Origin of the sequence: Burkholderia cepacia ATCC 25416 (assembly GCF_001411495.1) — a bacterium.
Classification (GTDB): domain Bacteria; phylum Pseudomonadota; class Gammaproteobacteria; order Burkholderiales; family Burkholderiaceae; genus Burkholderia; species Burkholderia cepacia.
On record NZ_CP012982.1, the window covers coordinates 3,274,844 to 3,293,594 of the forward strand.

17 protein-coding genes are annotated in these 18,751 nt (G+C 69.2%); 7 read left to right on the forward strand and 10 right to left on the reverse strand.

The window, feature by feature from the left end:
- Nucleotides 1–45 precede the first annotated feature (45 nt).
- Complete coding sequence (locus APZ15_RS31815; protein WP_021162738.1) at nucleotides 46–1,173, reverse strand: 4-hydroxyphenylpyruvate dioxygenase family protein; 1,128 nt, start codon at nucleotides 1,171–1,173, stop codon at nucleotides 46–48.
- Nucleotides 1,174–1,528: 355 nt separating this feature from the next.
- Here APZ15_RS31815 and shiA point away from each other — a divergent pair, with 355 nt between their 5' ends.
- Nucleotides 1,529–2,836 carry a shikimate transporter gene (gene shiA / locus APZ15_RS31820; RefSeq protein WP_027791586.1) on the forward strand — a complete coding sequence of 436 codons (1,308 nt, stop codon included), beginning with the start codon at nucleotides 1,529–1,531 and terminating at the stop codon, nucleotides 2,834–2,836.
- A gap of 204 nt (nucleotides 2,837–3,040) precedes the next feature.
- Nucleotides 3,041–4,342 (forward strand): UDP-N-acetylglucosamine 1-carboxyvinyltransferase, encoded by a 1,302-nt coding sequence (locus tag APZ15_RS31825; protein WP_027791585.1) that lies wholly within the window; start codon nucleotides 3,041–3,043, stop codon nucleotides 4,340–4,342.
- Between the two features lie 96 nt (nucleotides 4,343–4,438).
- Here APZ15_RS31825 and APZ15_RS31830 read toward each other — a convergent pair whose 3' ends face one another.
- A complete protein-coding gene (locus tag APZ15_RS31830; RefSeq protein ID WP_027791584.1) occupies nucleotides 4,439–5,050 on the reverse strand; it encodes a hypothetical protein in 612 nt (203 codons plus the stop codon).
- 172 nt (nucleotides 5,051–5,222) lie between these two features.
- Between APZ15_RS31830 and APZ15_RS31835 the strand changes: the two genes are divergently transcribed.
- Entirely contained in the window at nucleotides 5,223–5,993 is a 771-nt protein-coding gene (locus tag APZ15_RS31835; protein WP_027791583.1) for an IclR family transcriptional regulator domain-containing protein, read from the forward strand.
- A gap of 32 nt (nucleotides 5,994–6,025) precedes the next feature.
- Here the strand turns inward: APZ15_RS31835 and APZ15_RS31840 are convergent, their stop codons facing one another.
- The 5 genes from APZ15_RS31840 to APZ15_RS31860 all read right to left on the reverse strand — a co-directional run bounded on the left by APZ15_RS31840 (nucleotide 6,026) and on the right by APZ15_RS31860 (nucleotide 12,116).
- Nucleotides 6,026–8,326 carry an ATP-dependent DNA helicase gene (locus APZ15_RS31840; protein WP_027791582.1) on the reverse strand — a complete coding sequence of 767 codons (2,301 nt, stop codon included), beginning with the start codon at nucleotides 8,324–8,326 and terminating at the stop codon, nucleotides 6,026–6,028.
- Nucleotides 8,323–10,017 (reverse strand): VRR-NUC domain-containing protein, encoded by a 1,695-nt coding sequence (locus tag APZ15_RS31845; protein ID WP_027791581.1) that lies wholly within the window; start codon nucleotides 10,015–10,017, stop codon nucleotides 8,323–8,325. The genes APZ15_RS31840 and APZ15_RS31845 overlap by 4 nt, the downstream gene beginning before the upstream one ends.
- A gap of 96 nt (nucleotides 10,018–10,113) precedes the next feature.
- A complete protein-coding gene (locus APZ15_RS31850) occupies nucleotides 10,114–10,995 on the reverse strand; it encodes a MipA/OmpV family protein (protein ID WP_027791580.1) in 882 nt (293 codons plus the stop codon).
- Between the two features lie 203 nt (nucleotides 10,996–11,198).
- Nucleotides 11,199–11,510 (reverse strand): ATP-binding protein, encoded by a 312-nt coding sequence (locus APZ15_RS31855; protein ID WP_027791579.1) that lies wholly within the window; start codon nucleotides 11,508–11,510, stop codon nucleotides 11,199–11,201.
- Between the two features lie 306 nt (nucleotides 11,511–11,816).
- Nucleotides 11,817–12,116 carry a hypothetical protein gene (locus APZ15_RS31860; RefSeq protein WP_027791578.1) on the reverse strand — a complete coding sequence of 100 codons (300 nt, stop codon included), beginning with the start codon at nucleotides 12,114–12,116 and terminating at the stop codon, nucleotides 11,817–11,819.
- A 140-nt stretch (nucleotides 12,117–12,256) separates the two neighbouring features.
- On the opposite strand from APZ15_RS31860, the gene APZ15_RS40170 reads away from it, so the two are divergent.
- From APZ15_RS40170 to APZ15_RS31870, 3 genes are all read left to right on the forward strand, one after another.
- Complete coding sequence (locus tag APZ15_RS40170) at nucleotides 12,257–12,505, forward strand: hypothetical protein (RefSeq protein ID WP_021162008.1); 249 nt, start codon at nucleotides 12,257–12,259, stop codon at nucleotides 12,503–12,505.
- A gap of 351 nt (nucleotides 12,506–12,856) precedes the next feature.
- Nucleotides 12,857–13,288: a CBS domain-containing protein gene (locus tag APZ15_RS31865; RefSeq protein ID WP_027791577.1), complete on the forward strand. Its 432-nt coding sequence runs from the start codon at nucleotides 12,857–12,859 to the stop codon at nucleotides 13,286–13,288.
- 57 nt (nucleotides 13,289–13,345) lie between these two features.
- Nucleotides 13,346–13,843 (forward strand): PRC-barrel domain-containing protein, encoded by a 498-nt coding sequence (locus APZ15_RS31870; RefSeq protein ID WP_027791576.1) that lies wholly within the window; start codon nucleotides 13,346–13,348, stop codon nucleotides 13,841–13,843.
- Nucleotides 13,844–13,864: 21 nt separating this feature from the next.
- Here APZ15_RS31870 and APZ15_RS31875 read toward each other — a convergent pair whose 3' ends face one another.
- The 3 genes from APZ15_RS31875 to APZ15_RS31885 form a co-directional block, all read right to left on the reverse strand.
- Nucleotides 13,865–14,476 carry a DUF4142 domain-containing protein gene (locus APZ15_RS31875; protein WP_027791575.1) on the reverse strand — a complete coding sequence of 204 codons (612 nt, stop codon included), beginning with the start codon at nucleotides 14,474–14,476 and terminating at the stop codon, nucleotides 13,865–13,867.
- Between the two features lie 49 nt (nucleotides 14,477–14,525).
- A complete protein-coding gene (locus APZ15_RS31880) occupies nucleotides 14,526–15,071 on the reverse strand; it encodes a hypothetical protein (RefSeq protein ID WP_027791574.1) in 546 nt (181 codons plus the stop codon).
- Between the two features lie 235 nt (nucleotides 15,072–15,306).
- The gene (locus tag APZ15_RS31885; protein ID WP_027791573.1) at nucleotides 15,307–17,298 is read right to left on the reverse strand and encodes a PAS domain-containing hybrid sensor histidine kinase/response regulator; all 1,992 of its coding nucleotides are present in this window, start codon (nucleotides 17,296–17,298) and stop codon (nucleotides 15,307–15,309) included.
- 381 nt (nucleotides 17,299–17,679) lie between these two features.
- Between APZ15_RS31885 and APZ15_RS31890 the strand changes: the two genes are divergently transcribed.
- The gene (locus tag APZ15_RS31890) at nucleotides 17,680–18,717 is read left to right on the forward strand and encodes a sigma-54 interaction domain-containing protein (RefSeq protein WP_027791572.1); all 1,038 of its coding nucleotides are present in this window, start codon (nucleotides 17,680–17,682) and stop codon (nucleotides 18,715–18,717) included.
- Nucleotides 18,718–18,751 lie beyond the last annotated feature (34 nt).

The window sequence follows — 18,751 nt, forward strand, 5'->3', positions numbered from 1 at the left end:
GTGCGACGCGGGGCGCGGGACGCCCGATGCGGGCGCCGGCGTCGCTCAGCCGGCGTCGCGCGCGCGGGCGAGCGCCGCGAGATTGCCTTCGCCGAACCCGTGGTGTCCCTTGCGCTGCACGATTTCGAAGAAGATCTCGCCCGGCCGGCGCTTGACGAAAGTCTGGAAGAACAGCCTCGGCACGCCGTCGCCGCCGATCTCGCCGTCGACCAGCACCGCGCGACGGCGCAGCGCGTCGAGATCGACACCATGCCCGGGCAGCCGCGCGTCGACGTCATCGTAATAGCGGGCCGGCGGCTCGATGAATTCGACGCCGTTCGCCCGCAGCGCATCGACGCAGGACAGGATGTCGTCGGTAGCCAGCGCGACGTGCTGCACGCCCTCGCCCGGATGGTCGGGCAGATACGCGTGCATCAGCTCGGTGCGCCGCGTGCCTTCCTCGTAGACCGGAATCCGCACCGCGCCGCACGGCGACACCATCACACGCGATTCCTCCGACACGTGCCAGTGCGCGTCGATTTCGTGGATCTCGCGAAAATGCAGCAGGTCGTGGTAGAAATCCAGCCACTCCCGCATGCGCCCCGCGCCGACGGTCTGCGTGAAATGATCGACCTGCTGCAGCCCGACGCCCACGCAGTCGAGATCGGTATGCGCGGTCGCGATGTCGATCGGCCGGAAATCGATGTCGAAGATCGAGATGTCGCCGACGCCGCCCCGCTGGCCGTCGCGCCCGCGCCAGCGGTCGACGAAATAGAGGTGCGAATCGCCGATGCCCTGGATCGCGGGGATCTTCAGCTCGCCGACGCCGACCTTCTCGCCTTCGAACGCCCACGCACCGAGCTCGATCGCCCGCTCGAACGCGCGCCGGGCGCTGGCCACGCGCAGCCCGATCGCGCAGACACCCATCCCATATTCCTCCGCGTAGCGCGCGGCGAACGAATCGGGCTCGGCGTTGATCAGGAAATGCATCTGACCTTGCCGGTAGAGCGTGACGTTCTTGCTGACATGCCGCGCGATCGCCTTGAACCCGAGCTGCTCGAAGCGCTGCGCGAGCGCCTCGGGCACCGGCGCCGCGAATTCGACGAATTCGAGGCCGGCCATCCCGAGCGGATTGGCGGCCGGATCGGCAACGGGCGGCGTATCGCTGGACAGGGGGTGGGAATTGCCGGGCATTCCAGTCTCCGGGGGCATGCGTTCGATGGGGATGGCGCCCGTCGCTGGCGGCAAACGCGGCCAGCGTGGCGACCGCATCCGCCCCGAACGGGCAAGTTCTCAATGCTGCAGATTTTAACCAGATCGTTCACGGCGGCACACCCTGGCCAAACGGGATATCGTCGCGCCGCCTAGTGCAAACCCGAAAATCGTTCGATAATCGCACGAACTTGTACGATAATCGCGCACTCTGTTCGATTGGCCGATTGCCGCCGTACGGCGCGCGCCCTATTCTCCGTTCACTCATCGACTTCAATGCAGCATCGGACGCGGCGCCGCCACGATTCCACGATGCGCCGTGCCAGGAGACACCGCCATGACCCCAACCTTCGACACCCTCGACGCCGCCGCCAGCGCCCGCGTACGCAGCCAGGCCCGCAAGGCCGCGATCGGCAGCTTCGTCGGCGCTGTTGTCGACTGGTACGACTTCCTGCTGTACGGGATCGTCGCCGCGCTGGTATTCAATTCCGAGTTCTTCCCGAAAGTCAGCCCGACGATGGGCACGCTCGCGGCGTTCGCGACCTTCGGTGTCGGTTTCCTGTTCCGGCCGCTCGGCGGCGTCGTGTTCGGCCACTACGGCGACCGGCTCGGCCGCAAGCGGATGCTGGTCCTGACGGTGATGCTGATGGGGCTGTCGACGGTCGCGATCGGCCTGCTGCCGGCATTCTCGACGATCGGCTGGTGGGCACCCGTGCTGCTGGTGCTGATGCGCGCGATCCAGGGTTTCGCGGTCGGCGGCGAATGGGGCGGCGCGGCGCTGATGGCCGTCGAAAGCGCGCCGAAGCAAAAGAAGGCGTTCTACAGCAGCGGCGTGCAGGTCGGTTACGGCGTCGGCCTCGTGCTGGCCACGGGCATCGTGTCGATCCTGAGCCACACGCTCGGCGAGGCCGCGTTCAAGTCGTGGGGCTGGCGCCTGCCGTTCGTGTTCAGCATCGTGCTCGTGCTGATCGGGCTGTGGGTGCGCAAGAACATGGACGAATCGCAGGAGTTCGTCGAGAAGGTCGAACACGGCAACCGCAAGCTGCGCCTGCCGGTGCTGGAGGCACTGACGCGCCATCCGAAGGCGTTCCTGCTGATCATTGCGCTGCGGCTCGCCGAGCTGTTCACGATGTACATCGTCACCGCGTTCGCGCTCAGCTATTCGACGACGAACCTCGGCATGTCGCGCGACCTGTTCCTGAACATCGGCCTGCTGGTGGGGGCGGTGAGCTGCGTGACGATCCCGTGTTTCGCGTGGCTGGCCGACCGCTACGGCCTGCGCCGCATCTACCTGATCGGCGCGCTGATCGGCGTCGCGTCCGCGGTGCCGTTCTTCCTCGCGCTGGAGGCGCGGTCGATCGCGTGGATCGTGATCTTCTCGATCCTGCTCGCGAACGCCGCGCACGACATGGTCGTGAGTGTCCAGCAGCCGCTGTTCACCGAGCTGTTCGGCGCCGAATACCGCTATAGCGGCGCGGGCGTCGGCTACCAGTTCGCGAGCGTGGTCGGCGGCGGGTTCACGCCGTTCATCGCGGTCGGCCTCGTCAGCGTGGCAGGCGGCTCGTGGCACCTCGTCGCCGGTTATCTCGCGGTGGGCTGCCTGATCTCGCTGATTGTCGCCGCGCGGATGCGGGCGGCGCAATAACGACCCGATGGCCGGCCCCAACCGTGGCCGGCCATCACGCATCGCTCGATGGCGGCCGGCAACGGCCTCGCTGCGTCGCGCGCGACGTCAAACACTGTCAGTTATACGCGCCGATTCGCCCTTTTCCCCTCTGAACATTCCACGCCGCCCGCCGACCAATGGCATCATATGGGCCTACGTCAGTCACCGATACGCCCCCATACCATGTCGAATCTCATCGTCCACGGCGGCACTCCGCTGCGCGGGGACATCAAGCCGTCCGCGAACAAGAACGCCGTCCTGCCGATCCTGTGCGCCACCCTGTTGACCGACCAGCCGTTGCGCCTCATCGGCGTGCCGGACATCACCGACGTGCGCAAGATCCTCGACATCTTCCGCACGCTCGGCAGCGACGTGTCGGTCGACTTCACGACGGGCCTGCTCGAACTCCACCATCGCGACACGAAATTCGATCCGGCCGTCCATCGGCTGCCGGAAGCGATGCGCTCGTCGATCATGCTGATCCCGCCGCTGCTCGCGCGCTTCGGCGTCGCGCGCCTCGAGAACGACGTGAAGGGCTGCACGCTCGGCGTGCGCGAGATCGATCCGCACGTCGAGGTGTTCGAGCGCTTCGGCGCGCACATCGAGCGCACGCCCGATTCGCTGATCGTCCGCACCGACGGCCCGCTGACGGCCAACGATCACTGGCTCGACTACGCGTCGGTGACGACCACCGAAAACTTCGCGCTGTGCGCGACGACCGCGAACGGCACGTCGACGCTGATGAATGCCGCGTCCGAGCCGCACGTGCAGGAGTTCTGCCAGTTCCTCGCGATGATCGGCGTCGCGATCGAGGGGATCGGCACGTCGCGGCTCTGCGTGACGGGCGGCCGCAAGCTCGGCGGCGGCGAGTTCCGCTTCGCCGAGGATTTCCACGAAATCGCGACGTTCCTCGCGCTCGGCGCGATCACGGGCGGCGACATCACGGTACGCAACTCGTCGCCCGAACACTTCCCGCTGATCGACCGCACGTTCGCGAAGTTCGGCGTCAACGTCACGCACCGCGACGGCTGGTCGCGCGCGGAACGCGACGGCCCGCTGCGCGTGCGCCGGCCGTTCACGCAGAACATCCTCACCAAGGTCGAAGCCGCGCCGTGGCCGTACCTGCCGGTCGACCTGCTGCCGATCTTCATCGCGCTCGGCGTGCGCGCGGAAGGCAGCGCGATGTTCTGGAACAAGGTCTACGACGGTGCACTCGGCTGGTCCGGCGAACTGTCGAAGTTCGGCGCGCACGTGCTGCTGTCCGATCCGCACCGGCTGATCACGTTCGGCGGGCTGCAACTGACGCCGGCCCGCGTCGAGAGCCCGTACATCATCCGCGTCGCGATCGCGCTGCTGATGGTGGCCGCGAGCATCGAAGGCCGCTCGGAAATCATGAACGCGCTGCCGATCCGCCGCGCGCATCCGCATTTCGTCGAGAACCTGCGCTCGGTCGGCGCGAACGTCGAATGGACGAGCAGCGAGTAAGACCCTGAAGGTACGGCGCACGCCACACGAGCGCCGTACCGCCAACCGCACCCGGTCGGCGGCTGTGTCAGCCGCCTTCTCCCGTCCCTCCCCTCGTTACTCGCCGCCCCCGCAATCGGCATCGCCGGCGCCCATGTGGTCGAACCCGTAGAGCATCACGGCGGTCGTCCCGCGCGCCGGGTTGCTCGGGCGTTTCGCCAGGCTTTCGTCGAGCGGGGACGACGGATACTGGACACTCGTGTCCATCAGGTTGCCCGGCGCCGAGCGCAACTCCGCGTCGGTCAGCTTGCGCGCTTCCGCGCGCGGCAGCCCGAACGCCTTGCGCACGTCCGCTTCGTTCCAGGTTCCCTTGAGCGTGACGGTGACCATCTGCAGGTCGCCGTGCTCCCAGTCCAGTTCGACCTTCGTCGCGAGCGGATGCACGCTGGCCGCGAGCCGGTCGGGGAACACCGGGCCTTCGTAGTAGGCCTTCGTGTTCCCGCACGCATCGCCGGTATTCCGGTACTTCTTCAATGCGCAATTGAAGCGCTTGTCACGGTAGCCGAAGGTCGATTCGACGTAGCAGCCGAACTTCGGCGACGTCATGCGCGGCCAGGCACGCACGTCGACGGCCGGCTTCGGGAGCGACGTACCGGACGAAGGATTCGCCGCGGCAAGCAGCGGCACGGCCGCGACGAGCACGGCCAACACGGATTCGCGAATTTTCATTGTTGTGGTCCAGTTGAGGCGCCGATTCTAAACGACGGGCATGTTCCGGGCTCGGAGCACGCACCCAGCGCCGGCTCATGCAAGCCCGGCGATACATCGCGGCAGATCCGATTTGCGCGATAATCGCCCACTCATGCGCGATTGCCGCGCACCGGGACGCCACCTTCCGACGATGAAAAAGCCCGAACTCGACCGACGCGACTGGATTGCCGGCCTCGAAAAAGGCCTGGCGATCCTCGAGGCATTCGACAGCCAGCACGCGCGCATGACACCCACCCAGGCCGCCGCGCGCACCGGCCTCACGCGCACGGCCGCGCGGCGCTACCTGCTGACGCTCGAATCGCTCGGCTATGTGTACACCGACGGCAAGCTGTACGGCCTCACGCCGCGCGTGCTGCGGGTCGGCTGGTCGTACTTCGATTCGGCGCGCCTGCCGCGCACGGTCCAGCCCTATCTGCAGCAACTGAGCGCGTCGCTGAACGAATCGGCGTATGTGAGCGTGCTCGACGGCTGGGAGCTCGTGTTCATCGCGCGCAACGGCGTGTCGCGCGTGATGACGACCGGCTTCGTGCTCGGCGCGCGCGTGCCGGCGCCGCTCACGTCGCCGGGCGTCGTGCTGCTCGCCCACCATCCCGATCGCGAAGCCGTGCGCGCGTGGCTCGACGACACCGAACTGCCGCCGTTCACGCCGCACACGGTCACCAACAAGGCGCGCCTGCTCGAACAGATCGACCAGGCACGCGACGCCGGTTTCGCGGCGATCGAACAGCAATTGCAGGTCGGCGTGCGCGGGATCGCGGTGCCGCTGAAGAACCGTCACGGCGAAGTGGTCGCCGCGCTGAGCACGAACATGCCGATCGGTGCGGAGACGACCGACGCGGCCGTGCGGCGCGTGCTGCCGCATCTGCAGGAAGCCGCGCTCGCGATGCTCAACGTGCTGTAGCGACGTGCCGGAGCGCGCAACGTCGCGCCTCGTCACTTGATTCGCCACCACCGCGGCAGCAGATCGCGCACCTCCCGCCGCCGGTAACGGTCGTCGATCAGATGCACGACGCCTTCGTCGTGCTCGGTGCGGATCACACGCCCGGCCGCCTGTACGACCTTCTGCAAGCCCGGATACAGGTACATGTAGTCGTAGCCGTTGCCGAAGCGTGCGTCCATCGCACGCCGCATCTGCTCGTTGACATCGTTGACCTGCGGCAGCCCGAGCGTCGCGATGAACGCACCGATCAGCCGCTCGCCGACCAGGTCCACGCCTTCCGAGAACGCTCCGCCCAGCACCGCGAAGCCGACGCCGCGCCCGCCCGCGTCGAAGCGCGCGAGAAACGCGTCGCGCTCGCCTTCCGTCATGCCGGGCGCCTGCGCCCAGACGGGCACGTCCGGGTGCCGTGCCTGCATCAGCGCGACCACGCGCCCCAGATAGTCGAAGCTGCTCAGGAACCCGAGGTAGTTGCCGGGCCGCGTCGCGTATTGCGCGGCGATCAGGTCCACGATCGGTTCGAGCGACCGGTCGCGGTCGCGCCAGCGGGTCGACACGTGGCTCGCGACGCGCACCGCCAGCTGCTCGGCGCGGAACGGCCCGTCGACGTCGAGCCAGCCCGTGTCGCCGGGCAACCCGAGCGTGTCGCGGTAGAAATGAAACGGACTCAGCGTGCCCGAGAAAAGCACGGTCGCGCACGCGGCTTCGTAGCGCGGCGCGAGAAAGCCGGCCGGAATCACGTTGCGCACGCACAGCGTCGACTGGACGCGGCGCCGGCGGCCGGCCGACGCAACGCCGTCGAGCGCCGGCTGGCGCGGCATCGGTTCGCCGTGCAGCGTCGCGTCGAAGATCGACGCACTGTCGAACGCTTCGGCGAGCACGCCGAACTGGATCGCCTCGAAATGAAACCGCAGCAGCGCATCGCCGTTCGCGCGCGGCGCGTCGGCCAGGTGCTCGCCGACCGCCGCGACGAGGTTCTGCAACGCCGACACGATCGGGCCCGGTATCTCCGGATACGCGGCATAACGCTCGGCCTGCGCGCGGTTGACCGTGCCCCACGCGCGGGCGAGCCGGTCGAAGGCCTTGCGCAGCGCGGCGGGTGCGGCCTCGCGCGCGGCCGCGAATGCGAACGGATCGAGCGATGCGCTGTACATCTTGCGCGCACGATCGAGCAGGTTGTGCGCTTCGTCGACGAGCACGCCGACACGCCACTGGTTCTGCTGCGCGAGCGTGTGCAGCATCGCGCTGCCGTCGTAGTAGTAGTTGTAGTCGCCGATCACCATGTCGGACCAGCGCGCGAGCTCCTGCGACAGGTAATACGGGCAGACGTCGTGCGCGAGCGCAGCCGCCCGCACGGTGTCGCGGTCGAGCAGCCCGGCCTCGATCGCCGCGTCGCGCGCGGCCGGCAGCCGGTCGTAGAAACCCTTCGCGAGCGGGCACGACTCGCCGTGGCACGCACTGTCGGGATGCTCGCACGCCTTGTCGCGCGCAACGAGTTCCAGCACGCGCAGCGGCAGCGCGGGCGTGCCGGCGCCGAGCGTCGCCGCCGCTTCGAGCGCGAGCGCGCGGCCGGGCGTTTTCGCGGTCAGGAAGTACACGTGGTCGAGCTCGCCCTCGCCGCAGGCCTTCAGCAGCGGAAACACGGTGCCGAGCGTCTTGCCGATGCCGGTCGGCGCCTGCGCCATCAGGCAACGATCGTCGCGGGCCGCGCGATAGACGGCCACTGCCAGCTCGCGCTGACCGCTGCGGAACTGCCCGTGCGGAAACGCGAGCGCGCGCAGCGCCGCGTCACGCGCCGCGCGGTGCGCCGTCTCGCGTTCGGCCCAGCCGACGAAGCACGCGCACTGCTCGGCGAAGAACGCCGCGAGCTCTGCCGCCCCCAGCGTTTGCGTCAGCACCGTCTCGCGCTCGGACACGATGTCGAAATAGACGAGCGCGACGTCGATTTCCGGGAGGCCGCGCGCGTCGCACATCAGGTGCGCGTAGACCTTCGCCTGCGCCCAGTGCAGTGCGCGGTGGTTGGCGGGCATCGCGTCGAGGCTGCCGCGGAAGGTCTTGATTTCCTCGAGGCGGTTCGCCACCGGATCGTAGCCGTCCGCGCGGCCGCGCACGGTGAGCGTGCCCCACGTGCCCGTCAGCGCGATCTCGGTTTCGTAGCGTGCGCCGCGGTTCGACGTGACCGCGCCGTGGCCGGCGATGCCTTCGAGCGCGGTGGGCGCGGGCGTGAAGCGCAGGTCGAGATCGCCGCGCCGCGCGGTGAACTCGCACATCGCCCGCACCGCGACGACGTAGCTCATGCGGACAGGCCCGCCGCTTCGACGGGCACGACGTCCGCGCCGGCCCATTCGACATCGATCACGCGCACCGGAATGCCGTGCGCGACGCAGTATGCGAGCCAGCGCGTCTGGTTGTCCTGCAGGCGGTCGCCGGGGCCTTTCACCTCGACGAGTTCGTAGCGGCGCTCGCCGGGCCAGAAGCGGACGAGATCGGGCAGCCCCGAACGGTTGCTGCGGATATCCGCGAGCAGGCGCGTGAACCACAGCCGCAGATGCTCCGGCGGCAGGCACGCAAGCGCCTCGTCGAGCAGTGCGTCACTCAGCACGCCCCAGAACACGAACGGGGATTGCAGCCCCGCCTTCGTCGCGAAATGCCGGCGAATCGTCTCGCGATAAGCGCCCGAATCGAGTTGCGCAAAGCACGCGGCGAATGCGTCCGCACGGCGCTCGGCGAAATCGGGCGCGTGCAGGTCGGCCGGGCCGCGCTGGAACGGATGGAAGAACGCGCCGGGTACCGCGGCGAACACGGGTTCCCAGCACAGCAGCCCGAACAGCGAATTGATCAGCGTGTTTTCGACGTAATGGACCGGCGCAGCCGGTTGCGCGAGATGGTCGCGCACCGCGAATTCGACACTGACGAACGCATCGGGGCGCGCGAGCACGAGCGTTTCGCGCGGCACGTCCGCCGCCGGGGCCGCGCGTTCGACGCGCCGGCCGAGCCGGCGCTGCAGGCGCGGCAGCATGCGCTCGACACGCTGGCGCTCCTCGTCGCTCTCGAAACCGCCGCGCGCCTCGAGCGCCAGCGCGAGCGCATCGTCGTCACGCCCGCAGCGTTCGAGCACGCGGATGCGCCGATGGCGGCTGCCGGGCCAGGCGCTGCGCACATACGCGTCGAGCGCGCCGGCCCAGTCGGCCCGGCGCTCGCACGTCTGCCCGAGTGCGAACAGCAGCTTCGCGCGACGCGTCGCGAGCCAGGGCTGCGCGCAGCCGACCGCGTCGATCGCGCGCACCAGGTCGTCGAACGGCAGATCGTCGGGCCATGCGTCGAGCGCATCGCGGCACGTCTGCAGCGCGAGATACGCGTCGACGTCGCCGCGCTGCTGGAACGCGCGCGACGACGGCGCGATCGGCACGCTTTCGTACTGGAACACGCCGAGATCGGCGAGCACGAATTCGCTCCAGTCCTGGTGGAGATTGCCGAAGAACATCAGGCGCAGCCGGTCGCACAGCGCGCCGACCGTCACACGCAGCACGCGGTCGCCGGCCTGCGCGCACCACGCGTCGAGCGGTTGCGCGATGTCGTGCGCGGGCCGCAGCCGTTCGAGCCACTCGGGCTTGCGCTCGCCCGCATGCGCGGCGAGTGCTGGGAAGATACGCAGCAGATCGGCCTTGGTCGACAGCGCGAACAGTTCGTCGAGCGTCAGCGCGGGGGCCGGATCGACCCAGCCGAGTTCGACGAGCGGCGCGGCCGCGTCGAGCGCGCAGCCGATTTCGTCGTACACGAGCTTGCTCGCGCGGAAATCGGACCCGTTGCGCATCAGCATCCGGACGAGCAGCGCGCGCGACGCCTGCGGCAGCGCGGCGAACTGCCGGACGAACGCGTGCTCGTGCGCATCGAACAGGTCGTCGTAACGCGCGCCGAGCCAGGCCAGCGCGCGTTCGAAATTGGTCAGGTAGTAAAACGCCGGGGGCGTCGGCGAAGCAGGCGTCACGGGGATTGATCACTGTACATTTGTACAGGTCGGAATCATATCAAATGTGACGGGAAATGCCGCTGCCCCGATCGCCTCCCTGCTGCCCGGCCGTGCTCAGAACTGGTAATTCACCGACATGTCGAACACGCCGTTGGTCGACTGCTGCGTGATCGGGCTGCGCGCGGCGCGGCCGACGAGCTGTTCGATCGCGCCGTCGATCGTGATGAACCAGTGCTTGTTCACGAACCAGGCCATGGTCACGCCCGCACCGTACGACTTGATCCCGGCCCCCGACGAATACGCCGGCAGCCCCGAACGCGCGGCGGCCCCCTGGTTCACGCCGAACCAGCTGTTCATGTAGCGCGAATCGGCGAACGACACGGTCGGCCCCGCGAACCAGAAGAAATGCTCGTTGCTGCCCGGCAGCGGCATGTACGCGGAGAAATCGCCGACCCAGCCGTTCGAGCCGCCGATGCTGCGCCGGATATCCGCGCGCAGCACGAGCGGAAACTCCTTCGAGATCACGTAATCGGCCGCCAGTTTCATCACCGGCGCCGCGTTGATGTTGTCGAGGCCGTTCAGGTGCTGGATATCGTCGGCCGAGCGGCGCCCGAGGTCGTAACCGACGGACAGGCTCACGCGCCAGTTCGGCCCGCGCAGCACGTTCGCGCCGAGCCCCTCGCCCGTCGACAGGAAGAACAGGTCGCGATAGCGGATGTCGAGGTTCGGGCCGCCCATCACGCGATAGCGGTCGGAGCCCGCATAGCGCGGCTGCAGCGTCATCGCGGCGCCCACGCTGATATTCCACGTGGAAATGTTCGGGTCGAACAGTTTTTCGAGCGGCACCCCCGCCGAGTATTGCCACTCGCCGAGCGGCGAAGGCGTCTGGGCCGACGCATCGCGGGCGCCGGCCGCGGCAAGCGCCGCGCACGCCGACAGGCCGGAAACGAACCGGCGTGCGCCGGGTGACAGCAACAGGCGAGCAACTGTGGCCAAGGTGGTCTCCGTCGGTTGCGCGAAACGAACCTGAAGGAAAGCGCATCGCGCCTCTTCGGCCGCAGCGGCTGCCAGGCTGCGGCGCGAACGTAGCGTGTGCTGAATTAACGGACATCCTACGCGACGCGCACGCAGACGCAAAGCGCCCGCTGCGCGCGGGCACTTTGCCCTGCGTGGGGATCGAGCGGCGTAGCAGGGACGAATCAGAATCGTTCGACGTGATAGTCGCCGGCCAGCGCGGCCGGGCTGCGTGACGACATCATCCGCGAGAAGCCGTCGGCGAGCCGGCCGAGCGCCAGCTGCTTCTGGCTCGCATCCCAGTGCGTAAAGGTGTCGTACGCGGCATCGTCGAACGACACGGTGACGGCAGCCGGGCGGCCGCTGGCGCGAAAGCCGATCTGCAGCACGCCGCCCGGCAGTTCCTCGATGTGATAGCGCAGCGAACGCGATTCGAAATAGCGGCCCAGCACCTGAGCGATCGCGCGCTTGTCTGGCGATTGCACGTGAATGTCCATGACGGTCCTCCTTTTCAAGGTTCGCGCGGCCGGTCGCGGCGCACCGCTTCCGCCCGGCATCCGCATCGGCGGCGGGTTCGACGGCGGGTCGCCCTGCGGCAGCCCGTCAGGCACCGGCGGGTCGACCGGATCGTCGTGTCCGGGCGGCGGCGGGTCCGGGTCGACGTCGGGAGTCGTCGGCTCGGGGCGGTGCAGCATGGATGGCATATTCATGTCGCTCCTGCGCGGCGGCGTGCGCATTTCGATGGCGCGGCGAGCGCGCAAGCAGCATGCCTGCTGTCGCGCCGTGAACGTCGGCGGCTTCGCTCAGTCGGCGTAGGCCGCCATCACCAGCCACATCGTGCGTCCTTCCGCGGTCAGCTGCACCGCGAGCGCGTACGGGTCGGACGGTGCGCATTGTTCGACGAGCGCCCGCTGCGCGCGCTCCGGGCCGTCGTAGACGGTGCGGTTCAGTTCGCGTACCTCGTCCTTGCCGTCGAACATGCGCCGCTCGGGCCGGTAGACCTGCGACTCGCGTTTCCATGTGTCGAAGCGCTCGCGCACGTGACCGAAGTCGCCGCCGCATACGTTCGCGTCGTAACGTATCCTTTCCCTGGATGCATCCATCACGTTGTCCTCTCGTTCCCGCCGACGGCGCGTGCCTCGTGGCCGCGCCCGTCCGCCGCCCCCGGCGCGCAAGCGCCGTGCCGCCGATACATGACGGGCACGGCGCTTGCGCCTTCAATCGCCATCAAGGAGGTTCGACCATGACCGTTCACGCCCCCGGCCGCCACCACGCCGTGCCACCGGCTGCCGGACTGCTCTGGCTCGCCACGTCGCGCCCGCCGTCGAAAGACAAGACGGAGGAGCGCATCGACGAGGGACTCGAGGAGACGTTTCCGGCCAGCGACCCGCCCGCCGTTGGCGGCGCGACCCGTATCGACCCTGCCAGGCCGTCCGGCGAGCACGAACGCCGCGCGCCGCACGTTCCTTCCCCGCCCCGCGATCACGGCTGACGGCGGCACCCGGCTCGCGCTGCGCGGCGGTGCGGCGGCGGGCCGGAGCAATCCGGAGTTGATCTGATGAAACGCCTTGAACGCAGATGGCATGAAATCAGCGGCGCCGCCGGCGTCGCGGCGCTGGCGGCAATCGAAAGCGCAGTGGTGCTCGTGATCGTCGCGATGACGGGCATCGGCCACTGACACCCTGTCCGGCCCGTTCGCGGCTTGCGCCGTGGAAGATGTACAAGCGGGCTGGCAAATTTCTCCGTCGCATGGCCGTCGAGGCCCGGCGTGTGCCCCGGCGTGTGTGTTACGCGCGCGGCACGCCGTCTGCTTGCACATCGTCCCGCTCACGAAGGAGGCTTCATGTATCGCGTCACCGAGATCATGTCGCGCGACGTGGTGTGCGTCGCGCCGACCGACACGATTCGCCACGCGGCCGAGCTGATGCGGCGCTTCGATATCGGCGTACTGCCCGTTTGCGACGGCGACGAACTCGTCGCGATCGTGACCGACCGCGACCTTGCGGTGCGCGGGCTGTCGCACGGCCATTCGTTCGATACGCCGGTGCAGGCGGTTGCGTCGAGGCCCGTGCAATGGTGCGTCGAGGACGACGGTGTCGGCGACGTCCAGCAGCGGATGGCCGACGTGCAGCTGCATCGATTGCCGGTACTCGACCGTCACCGGCGGCTGGTCGGCATGGTGTCGCTCGGCGACATCGCGACGCGCGCGGGCGGCCCCGAGCGCGACGAACTGGCCAATACGCTCGAGGACGTGTCGCTGCCGCGCCGGCGCTGACCGGCGCCGTTCATATCGGCGACCCGCCCGGGTGCCGCTTCGACCAGGAGGTGTTCGATGACAACCGACAGACCGTCGCGCGACGCCACGCGCATCGTCGGCGACGACCGCCGCACGGCCGGCGGCGGGCCGGGGCCCGACGTGATGGCCGCCCGCACGCTCGAAGGCGATCGCGTGCTGACGATGGACGGCGACGACATCGGCCAGGTCGACGACATCATGCTCGACGTGCGTTCCGGCCGCGTCGCGTATGCGGTCGTTTCGTCACGCGGCCGGCCGGGAATCGGCGACAAGCTGCTCGCGGTGCCGTGGAACGTACTCGTGCTCGACGTCGAACGCCAATGCTTCGTGCTGCCCGTGGCCACCGAACGGGTGCGCGAAGCCCCCGGCTTCGACAGGAATCGCTGGCCGGCAATGGCCGATCCGGACTGGGCCGAGGCGCTGCACGCGTACTACGGCAGTTCGCCGTACTGGCTCATCGAGGAAGGCGAAACGGCGCTCGACTCGCCGCCGTACGAGGCGTCGCCGGAAGGCCCGGAGGGCGGCAAGCGGTAACGCGATCGTCGGTCACGCCGGTCAGTGCGCGGCCGTCACCGTCCGCTCGAGTTGCCGGGCGGCTGCCAGATGCGCGTTGAGCATCGGCAGCGTGTTGACCGCGAACGCGCGAAGCTGCGGATCGCGGCCGTTCCGTGCCTCTGCTTCGTAGAGCCGGATCGCCGCTTCATGCGCGCGCGGGCCCGCCAGCGCGACATAGGCCGTGTCGAACGCGCGCCCCTCCCTGGTTCTCAATGCCGTGACGGCCGGATCGACGAGCATCCGCGACTGCACCGGCAGGCCCTTGGCCGCCCCGAGTTGCTGCAATTCGCCGGCGATCCGTCGGTGATCGTCGACCATCCGGCGCGCGAACGCCTTCACGTCCGGGTTCGACGAGCGGTCGAGCGCGAACTGGCTGGCCTGCCGCTCCACCTTGCCGATCATGCCGGCCTTGTCGACGAACTCGGCATCGATACCGGTCGGCCGCTGCGTCATGCCGGCCTCGTCGGCCGTCGTGCCGGGGCGGATCACACCCGGCCCGACCTGCGCCGACGAAGCGGGCGACGCCTGGGCCGGCGGAAACGCGGCGGCCAGCAGGCCGACGGTCGCGGCCAGCACGGTCGCCGCCGGCCGGCGGGTTCGGTTCGCTTTCATTCCGACCTCCGTGTGTCGCGACGGCACGCGCCGGTCGCGCGGGCTCCCGTCACGCCGGGCGCCGGGACGACGTGAAGAAATCGGTCCACGCGCCGTGCCGCCACGCCCCCTCGGTTCGCTCCACCGACAGCGCGCCGGCGGCGAGCATCGTCCGCTCGGCGAACACCCTCGTGCGTCGCGTCACATGCGCGGCGAGCACGACACCGTTCTCGCACTGCTGCAGCGCGCCGCGGCCCTCCGGCGCATCGCCGCGCATCTTGCCGAGCGCGCCGCACAACGCGCCGACGTAACCACCGACCAGCGGCACACCGACCCATGCATGCGGCGAATGGAATCCGCCCACGTGGAGCAGCGCGGCTCCGGCCAGCCCGGCAATCGCCCCGATCGCCACACCCGCCAGCGCGCCCTTCCCGCCCGGCCGCGCGGCGGAATCCGCATACGCGTCGCCGCCGAGCCAGAACAGCGCGTGCTGCCCGGGCGGATTGAGAAAGAAGACTTTCACGTCGTCCCGATGCACGAGGTGGCCGCGCAGTTGCTTCGCGCAGTGTTGCGCCTGCTCGAGCGTCGAAAAACGGCCGGCAATGATGGTGTCCATGTCGATCCCTCCTGCCCGGCAAAGTACCGGACCGGGCCGCGCGCACGCGGCGCGCGACCGGATCGGGGCTTTGCCGGTGCCTCACGTTGCTTCCGGCGGACCTGCCGCCTGTCGAGCACGTCGCTCACGCCGTCGACGTCGTGCGCTGCCGTTCGTCGGGTACGCTGCCCGTCGGTTCGGCCGCGCGATGGCGAACCTGCACGTCGATATCGCCCGATGCCCCGGCTACCCGCCGCTACCGGTCATGCGGGTTCCGATCGTGCCCGGCATCCGGCGCGACATCGGCGATCACGCTCGCCAGCGTCGGCATGTCCACCGGCTTGCACAGATACGCGTCGAAGCCGGCGGCCATCACGCGGTGCCGGTCGGCGTTGCCGGCGTGCGCCGTGACCGCGACGACGGGCAGATGTCCGCTGCCGCCCGGCAAATGACGAATGCGGTCGAGCAGCCAGAAACCGTCGCCGTCGGCCATCGCGAGATCCGACAGCACGACGTTCGGCGCATCCTGTTCCACCACTTCGAGTGCGTCGTGCCCCGATTGCGCGGTCGACACCTGCGCGCCCATCGTTTCGAGTGCCGCGGCGAGGCTCGCGCGCGAGGTCGCGTCGTCGTCGACGACGAGCACGCGCCGGCCGTCGAGCGCCACCGTATCCGGCGTGCCCGCCGCGTGCAGCAGGTCCTCGGCAGGATCGTCGACATCCCACCGGGTCGGCAGCGTGACCGTGACGGTCGTCCCGCGCCCGGTGCCCGCGCTCGTCGCGACGACCTCGCCGCCGTGCAGTTGCGCGATGTTGCGCACGATCGACAGGCCGAGCCCGAGGCCTCGCCTCGGCGATGCGAACGCGCGTTCGGGCCGGCTGAATGTCTCGAACAGGTGCGGCAGGTATTCCGGCGCAATACCCTGCCCCGTGTCGGCGACCGACAGCCGCACACGCTCGCCCGCCCGGGTCAGCGACACGACGACGCGGCCGCCGGACGGCGTGAACTTGATCGCGTTCGACAGCAGGTTCGACAGGATCTGACGCACGCGCTCGCGATCCGCCGGAATCACGCAGGTCGCCATTTCGTATTTCGTCGAGAGGTCGAGCCCGTTCGCCTGCGCCGTCGCGTCGAGTTCCCGCATGGCATCGCGCACGATCCGCACGAGATCGACCGGCACGCGCTCGAGGCGCAATCGGCCCGTTGCGAGCGACGACGCGTCGAGCAGGTCGGCCACCATGTGCGACAGCGACCGCGCGCTGCGGTCGATCGCGTCGACCGCCTGTTGCGCGAGCCCGTCGCCGTCGACGTTGCGCAGTACCTCGACCCAGCCGTAGATCACGTTCAGCGGCGTGCGCAGTTCGTGCGACACCGTGGCCAGCAGTTCGTCCTTCAGCCGGTTCGACGCGTCCGCCTGTGCGCGTGCGTCGCGCGCGCCGCGCAGCGAGCGCATGTTGCGCCGTTCGCCGCGGCGCCGTTCGTGCGCGTCGCGCAGCGTCATCGACAGCCCCGTGCAGTCGCCCCGCGCATCGACGATCGGCGACGCGGCGAAAGTCGCACGAAAGCGGCCGCCGTCGCGTCGCACGCAGAGCACGTCGAACGGACCGACCGGCGCACGTAGCGTCGCGAACGACCCGGACAACGGATGCCGCCGCAACCAGCGCGGCGCGATCAGCTCGGCGACGTCGAGCCCGGCGGCCTGCGCCGCATCGATGCCGAAGATCCGTCGCGCGGCCGGGTTCCAGCTCGTGATCCGGTGTGCGGTATCGACGCCGACGATCGCGTCGGGCGACGCATCGACCACCCGACGCAGCAGGCCGTCGTCGGGTACGGGCACGCGCGCGGCCGGCGAAGGCTCGCCATGCGGCTCGCGGGCACCGGCGTCGCCATCGTCATGGAATTCGCGGAGACGATCGCTCGCGAGCAGCGGCTTCACGGCCATCACGAGCACACACTCGACGAAGCTGATCGCGACGAACGCGCCGGCCTGCTCGAGCAGCGTGGCGAGCGGCGCATTGCGCCACCAGAGCGCGCAGATCACGGCCACACTCGCGGCGGCCGCGACCAGGCCGCCGCCGAACGACGCCAGCCATGCGACGGCCGCAACGCCTGCATAGAAAGGCAGCGGCGCAAATGGCGCGTGCCCGCCGACGACGCGAACCGTCCACGCCTGCAGCGCGGACGCCAGCCCGACGGCCAGCACGACCCATGCACCCTGCCGTAACAGCTCACGGGTCAGGGTCCTCATTGCATCCTTGCCTCGCGCCGGCTCCCGTCGCACGGCGTCATGCCGCTTGTCGACCAGCCTGCCGTCGAGCGTGCCGGGCGAGCCTGATGGCACCCGCAAGCGACATGCCCGCTGCGTGCTTCAGGCGGCCGGCCGGCGCCAGCCTGCCGGGCTGCTCCGAAGGCCGCGGCCGGTCGGGCGCCGGCCGATATCGGGGTACGCATCGACGCAAGGCGTCGCGACCGTCTTTTTCATCGGCGCGCTGTAAAAAAGCACCGATGTGCGCCTGAACCTCGGAAGTGCCGCGATTCGTGCCATGAATCGATGGCCTGTTTCTTCCGCCCCCGCCACACACATTGGAAATTTCTATTCCGCGGCACCTTCGTGGTCGTTTCGCTGTCGATGATAAATATTGCAATCAACGGAACGGGTGATGCCGATTTTCAAAACGACCCGCTAATGCCGATGGGAGATACCGCAAACCGTTCGAAGCAGCGTGCAGACGGCCGCCGTTTGTCGGGCCGCTCGTCCGCGATGCGCACGCTGCTCGGCCGCATCGAAAAAATTGCGCCGACCCGCGCCAGCGTGATGATTGCCGGCGAAAGCGGGGTCGGCAAGGATATCGTCGCGCGCCGGCTGCACGATCTCAGTGCCCGGCGGGACGGCCCGTTCGTGCCCGTGAACTGCGGCGCGATTCCGCCCGATATCGCGGAATCGCAATTGTTCGGGCACGAGAAGGGCAGCTTTACCGGCGCGATCGCGCAGCGGGAAGGTTTCTTCGAAGCCGCGCGCGGCGGCACGCTGCTGCTCGACGAGATCGCGGAAATGCCCGCGTCGCTGCAGGTGAAGCTGCTGCGGGCGCTCGAATCGAATGCGATCGTCCGGGTGGGCGGCACCGAGCCGATTCCGCTCGACGTGCGCATCGTGTCGGCCACGCGCCACAACCCGGCCGAAGCCGTGCGCGACGGCCGGTTGCGCGAGGACCTGTTCTATCGCCTCGCCGCGTTCGCGCTGTACGTGCCGCCGCTGCGCCAGCGCGACAGCGACATCGAGATGATCGCGCTGGAGTTCGTCGACGCGCTCAACGCGCGGCACCGCGCGCACAAGCGGCTGACCGACGCGGCGATCGCGGCACTGCGCGCGTATTCGTGGCCCGGCAACGTCCGCGAGCTGCACAACACGATCGAGCGCGCGTACATCCTGTCGGACGAAGGCATCGACGTCACGCTGCCGAAGCCCGCGGTGCCGCCCGAGCGTCTGTCGGAGGACACGATGGCGCTGCCGCTCGGCGCGACGTTGCACCATGCGCAGCAGCGCTTCATCGCGGCGACGCTGCGCCACTTCGACGGCAACAAGCCGCGCGCCGCTAAAGCGCTCGGCATCAGCCTGAAAACGCTCTACAACCGGCTCGCGCTGATGCGCGACAACGGCCGCTCCTGAGCGGCGCGGCCGTGTCGCCCGCGCACCGCATGCC